The following is a 6,079-nucleotide window of genomic DNA, read 5'->3' as shown; positions in this document are numbered from 1 at the left end:
TTTTTGTACCCAAAACCATCAAACAAACAAAATGGAGGAACGTATATGGAATTTTTCAATCAGGCAATCGACATTCTTAAAATTCTGGTCATGGCTCTTGGCGCTGGTCTGGCGGTATGGGGCGTCATCAACCTTCTGGAAGGTTACGGGTCGGACAACCCTGCGGCAAAAAGCCAGGGCATTAAGCAGCTCATGGCTGGCGGTGGTGTCGCCCTGATCGGCATTACCCTGATCCCCCTGCTGAGCGGTCTGTTCGGCTAAAAACTGCGGGCGGCATCTGCCGCCCATACATATTGCTCCAACTCACCGTGGCTAACGGTTTTTGTACTTGTGGAGCGAATTTTCAAGCCATACGTTCTATCAAAAAGGAGATGTTTCTATGAATTTTTTGACGAACCTCATCTTTGTTCTCAACCTGCTCAAGACCCTCATCAACCATTTCTTTTAAGGTGGTGGCGCTGAGTGGAAACCGTTCTCAAAGCAATCTCCGATTGGATCAAGTCACTGCTGACAGCTGCGATCATGTCCAATCTTTCCGGCCTGTTCGATGACGTCAACACCCAAGTGGGCAACATCGCACAGCAGGTCGGCACCAAACCATCCAGTTTTGAACCGCGCGTTTTCGCTATGATCGAGGCCCTCTCCCGGAATGTGGTGCTGCCCATTGCAGGCATCATCCTGACCTTTATTGCCTGTTATGAACTAATCGAGATGATCACCCAGCACAATAACATGGCACAATTTGAACCTGCGCTGCTGATGAAATGGATCTTCAAAACTGCCATTTCGGTCTGGATGATCTCCAACACCTTCGACATCATCATGGCGGTGTTCGATGTGACGCAGCAGGTGGTGGCAAATTCCAGCGGCATTATTTCCGGCAACACAAGGGTCAACGACATCGGGCTTTCCATGCTGCAATCCAGCATGATGCAGATGGACGTAGGCCCACTGTTCGGGCTGTTCTTGCAGTCCTTCTTCATTGGCATTACCATGCGCATCCTGTCCATTGTGATTTTCGTCATCGTCTACGGAAGAATGATTGAAATCTATATGGCCGTCAGTCTGGCTCCCATCCCGATGGCAACATGGGGCAACCATGAGCAATCCCATGTGGGACAGAATTATCTTCGCTCGCTGTTTGCGCTGGGATTTCAGGGCTTCCTGATTTTGATCTGCGTGGCGATCTACGCAGTTTTGCTTCAGAACGTCGCCATATCCGGGGATGCCATCAACTCCATTTGGAGCATTGTCGGCTATACGATTCTTCTTTGTTTCAGTTTGTTCAAGACCAGTTCTGTGGCCAAGAGCATACTGGGTGCCCACTGATTGGAGGTGTTTTTTTGGCAGCGTATATTTCCGTGCCGCGCGATTTCAGCAAGGTGAAGTCCAAAGTAGCCTTTAATCTGACCGCCCGGCAGCTTATCTGTTTTGGTGCAGCGGCAGTTGTGGGCGTGCCGCTGTTCTTTGTTCTGCGGGACACCGCAGGCAATTCCGGCGCTACCCTCGGCATGATGGCGGTCATGCTGCCCATGTTCTTTCTGGCGATGTACCAGAAAAACGGACAGCCCGCCGAAAAGATTCTGCGGTACTACCTTCAGGCACGTTTTGTTCGCCCGAAGGTGCGTCCGTACAAGACCCGCAACTACTATGCACTGCTTATGAAGGGAGATGACACCCGTGATTCCGTTTCTGAAAAAGAATAAGGACGGCAAAAAGCCGCCCAAGTCCACAGTGCCCCGCACGGCACAGGAGAGCATCCCGTTTCAGCGGATGTTTGAGGACGGCACCTGCCGTGTCCGCCCCGGCTACTACACCCGCACCATCCAGTATCAGGATATCAACTATCAGTTGGCGCAGCAGGAGGACAAGACCGCCATCTTTGAGGAATGGTGCAGTTTTCTCAACTTTTTCGACAGCTCCATCCACTTTGAACTGTCCTTTGTGAACACTGCTACGGACAGTGCAGACTTTGAAAAGTCCATCCGTATCCCGTATCAGCAGGATGGTTTTGACGATGTTCGTGCCGAGTACAGCCAGATGCTGCGGCAGCAGCTTTCCAAGGGCAACAACGGCCTGACAAAGACAAAATTCCTGACCTACGGCATCGAGGGTGACAGCATGGCGCAGGTCAAACCCCGGTTGGAGCACATCCAGAACGACCTGATGAACAATTTCCACAGACTGGGCGTTCTGGCAAAGCCGCTGGACGGTACGGAGCGTCTGCGGCTAATGCACGGGATGCTGAACATGGACGGTGCCAACAAGTTCCACTTCAACTGGAAAGACCTTGTGCCCAGTGGTCTGTCCGTAAAGGATGCCATTGCACCCACTGCGCTGGCGTTTAAGAACAGCCGGACCTTTCAGATGGGCGGCATCTTCGGGGCGGTCAGCTTCCTGTCCATCACGGCATCCGACCTCAGCGACCAGCTCTTGAAGGATTTTCTGGACATGGATTCCAGCCAGATCGTTACCATGCACATCCAGTCCGTTGACCAGAACAAGGCCATCAAAACCATCAAGCACACGATTACCGAACTCGATAGATCAAAGATTGAGGAACAGAAAAAAGCCGTCCGCGCCGGATACGACATGGACGTGTTGCCGTCCGATTTGGCGACTTATGGGCGGGATGCAAAAGCCCTGCTGAAAGAATTGCAGAGTCAGAACGAGCGGATGTTCCTCGTCACTTTTCTGGTGCTGAACACCGGCAAGACCGAGCAGGAACTGGAAACCAACGTGTTTCAGGCGGTCAGCATTGCCCAGAAGCACAACTGCGAACTGTGTCGGCTGGATTTTCAGCAGGAGCAGGGGCTGATGAGCAGCCTGCCGCTGGCAGACTGTCAGATCGAAATTCAGCGGGGACTGACCACCAGCAGCACGGCAATTTTTGTGCCGTTTACTACGCAGGAGCTGTTCGACAACGGTAAGGAAAGCCTGTACTACGGTTTGAACGCCTTGTCCAATAACCTGATTATGGTGGACCGTAAAAAGCTGAAAAACCCCAACGGTCTGATTCTGGGCACTCCCGGCTCTGGCAAGTCGTTCAGCGCAAAGCGAGAAATTTGCAATGCTTTTCTCGTCACGGATGACGATATTCTTGTGTGCGATCCTGAGTCGGAGTATGCTCCACTGGTGGAACGTCTGCATGGGCAGGTCATCCATATCAGCCCTTCCAGCACCCAGTATATCAACCCCATGGACATCAACACAAACTATTCCGAGGAAGATAATCCGCTGGCTTTGAAAGCCGATTTTATTCTTTCCCTTTGCGAACTTGTAGTCGGCGGCAAAGAGGGGTTGAAGCCTGTGGAGAAAACGGTCATTGACCGCTGCGTCCACAAAATCTATGCTCCTTACTTTGAGCACCCCTGTCCCGAAACCGTGCCGATGCTGGAAGACCTCTACAATGCACTGCTGACGCAAGACGAACCGGAAGCGCGTCATGTGGCGGCGGCGTTGGAAATCTATGTCAAGGGCAGTCTGAACATTTTTAACCACCATACTAATGTGGATATCAATAACCGTATCGTCTGTTTTGACATCAAGCAGCTTGGCAAGCAGTTGAAGAAACTCGGTATGCTCATCGTGCAGGATCAGGTCTAGGGCCGTGTGACTGCCAATCGCTCCGTTGGCAAATCGACCCGATACTACGCCGATGAGTTCCACCTTTTGCTGAAAGACGAGCAGACAGCCGCCTATTCCGTGGAGATCTGGAAACGTTTCCGTAAGTGGGGCGGCATCCCGACAGCCCTAACGCAGAACGTCAAAGATTTGCTGGCAAGCCCCGAAGTATCGAACATTTTCGAGAACTCGGACTTTGTGTATATGCTGAATCAGGCCAACGGCGACCGGCAGATTCTTGCGAAACAGCTTAATATTTCGCCCCATCAGCTTTCCTATGTGACCCACTCCGGCGAGGGCGAAGGGCTGCTGTTTTTTGGCAATGTCATTCTTCCTTTTGTGGATCATTTTCCGAAAGACCTTGAGCTGTACCGCATCCTGACCACCCGCCTGTCGGAAGTTGTGGAGGCAAAACATGAATAAGAAACAGCCGAAACTGAAATTTGAGGAGGACAAGGAGCGCACTGCAACACGCTCCCCTCCGAAAAAGGAAAAGATGGAGCAGACCAAGCCCCGAAAGAAACTGAAACTGGATGCCGACAAAGCTGCCGAAAAAGCACAACATCTACGCTTTGGCAAAGCCGAGATCACTCCGGACGAAGCATCCCGCATGACAAAAGCCCAGAAACGAGAGATGTACGCTTCGGCCATTGCCCGGTCTGCGGCTCACCGGGAAGTTGACCAGTATGAGGATGATAATGTCGGCACGCAGGCTCTCAACGAGGGACTGAAAACAGAAGAATCTGCTGCGGATTTTTCCAAAAGTCGCTATTCTCGTAAGCTCAAGAAGAAAGCCAAGCTCCAAGCAAAAAAGAAGCTCAGAGCTACAAAATCTTCTGCCCATGAGCCGGACAAGGTACAAAATGCAGGAGAGGCCAACGTCATTCATAGTGACAGCGGCGAGGGTGGTTCCAATTGGCTTTCCCGGTGGCGGCAGAAACAGGACGTTCGCAAAAGCTACTATGCTGCTGCCCGGTCGGGCGGCACCGCAGCACAGACCGCTGGCGGGCAAAAGATCACATCCAGCGGTGCATCTGCCACTAAGTCCGGTGTAGAGCAGGTCATTGATAAGGGCAAGTCGGCTGTCAGCACTGCCGTCAACGGCATTGCCAATTTTGCAAAGAGCAACGCACACGTTTTGGTGATCGTGGGCGTTTTTCTTTTGCTCCTGCTGCTGGTCATGTCGGCATTTTCGTCCTGTTCCATTCTGTTCTCCGGCACCACGCAGGTATCCGGGCAGACCATTTACACCGCAGAGGACCGGGACATCCGGGGAGCCGAAACCGACTACAAGAAGCTGGAAAAGGAACTGGATAAAAAGATCAAGCGCACTCCTACCGACCACCCCGGCTACAACGAGTACCAGTACCACCTTGACCCCATCGAGCATGACCCATGGCAGTTGACCTCTTTTCTCACGACTCTCTATGACGATTACACCCGGTCAGAGGTGCAGGGCAAGTTGAAGGAGACCTTCAAAAAGCAATACAAGCTGACCGCATGGGTAGAAGTCCAGACCCGATACCGCACGGTAGTGATGATCGACATTTTTACTGGCATCCCCTACACCGTGCAAGTGCCCTATGAGTATCGAATTTTTCACACCAAATTGGTGAATAAAGGGCTGGAGGTCGTTATCCGGGAGGAACTGGACAACGACCAGTGGAAACGCTATGAGATCTTTCAGGATACGTTGGGCGGCAGACCTTATCTGTTCAACGGCGGCTTGCCGCCCGGTGGCTCCGATGGCTCCGGCACACCGGGCATCGACTATCAGGTTCCAGCAGAAGCCCTGACGGACGAGGAATTTGCCGCCATCTACAAGGAAGCCCAAAAGTATGTGGGCACGCCCTATGTGTGGGGCGGTTCTACCCCGGAAACCGGGTTCGATTGCTCCGGCTACGTTTGCTGGGTGTACAACCAGAACGGCTATGATGTAGGGCGCACCACAGCCAACGGTCTTTGGCAGAAAAGCCAGCACATTTCCGAAGCCGAAGCAAAGCCCGGTGATCTTGTTTTCTTCGATGGAACGTATGATACCCCCGGAAAAAGTCATGTGGGCATCTACCTTGGCAACGGCATGATGGTGTCCGCTGGCGACCCCATCAAGTACGCAAACATTCACTCGTCCTACTGGGAGAAGCATCTCGCCGGGTTCGGACGGCTTTCAAAATGATTGGAGGAGTTTTATGAGCGAAAAACTGGATAAGTTGCGGGCAACGCTCAAGAAAGAGCAGGAGCGCCGCATCAAGCTGAATAACCGCATTGCGGTTTTGGAGCGTCGGATTCAGGAGGAAGAAGCCGCTGAGGTCAGCAGCATGGTACGCACGGCGAATGTGACCCCGGAACAGCTCGCCGCCCTGCTGCGGCAGTCGGCAACCGCCACCCCGAACCCGGCTGCGCTGTCTGCCGTGGGTGCAACTTTCGAGAAGGAGGTCGATGCAGATGAAGATTA

General features: G+C 52.7%; 5 protein-coding genes and 1 pseudogene. All 6 read left to right on the top strand.

Features of this window, described 5'->3' with window-relative positions; translation table 11 throughout:
* Nucleotides 1-45 precede the first annotated feature (45 nt).
* Nucleotides 46-261 carry a Maff2 family mobile element protein gene (locus AAAU26_RS01685; RefSeq protein ID WP_227619715.1) on the top strand — a complete coding sequence of 72 codons (216 nt, stop codon included), beginning with the start codon at nt 46-48 and terminating at the stop codon, nt 259-261.
* A gap of 201 nt (nt 262-462) precedes the next feature.
* Nucleotides 463-1,329: a VirB6/TrbL-like conjugal transfer protein, CD1112 family gene (locus tag AAAU26_RS01680; protein ID WP_227619714.1), complete on the top strand. Its 867-nt coding sequence runs from the start codon at nt 463-465 to the stop codon at nt 1,327-1,329.
* Between the two features lie 14 nt (nt 1,330-1,343).
* Nucleotides 1,344-1,706 carry a PrgI family protein gene (locus AAAU26_RS01675; protein WP_154266063.1) on the top strand — a complete coding sequence of 121 codons (363 nt, stop codon included), beginning with the start codon at nt 1,344-1,346 and terminating at the stop codon, nt 1,704-1,706.
* Nucleotides 1,672-4,047 (top strand): annotated as a pseudogene (locus tag AAAU26_RS01670) (VirB4-like conjugal transfer ATPase, CD1110 family). The gene AAAU26_RS01675 and the pseudogene AAAU26_RS01670 overlap by 35 nt, the downstream one beginning before the upstream one ends.
* On the top strand, nt 4,040-5,800 hold the full coding sequence (locus AAAU26_RS01665) for a C40 family peptidase (RefSeq protein ID WP_227619713.1): 1,761 nt from the start codon (nt 4,040-4,042) through the stop codon (nt 5,798-5,800). Before AAAU26_RS01670 ends, AAAU26_RS01665 begins: the two are co-directional and overlap by 8 nt.
* Before the next feature lie 13 nt (nt 5,801-5,813).
* A partial coding sequence (locus AAAU26_RS01660) for a DUF4315 family protein (protein ID WP_112122164.1) occupies nt 5,814-6,079 on the top strand: 266 nt, incomplete at its 3' end.

Source organism: Faecalibacterium longum (assembly GCF_040094125.1).
GTDB lineage: Bacteria > Bacillota > Clostridia > Oscillospirales > Ruminococcaceae > Faecalibacterium > Faecalibacterium longum.
This window is presented reverse-complemented; position numbering and strand designations above follow the sequence as displayed.

Coding starts and splice junctions, on each gene's coding strand:
- AAAU26_RS01685 (WP_227619715.1), top strand. CDS start 46: ATGGAATTTTTCAATCAGGCAATCGACATTCTTAAAATTCTGGTCATG.
- AAAU26_RS01665 (WP_227619713.1), top strand. CDS start 4,040: ATGAATAAGAAACAGCCGAAACTGAAATTTGAGGAGGACAAGGAGCGC.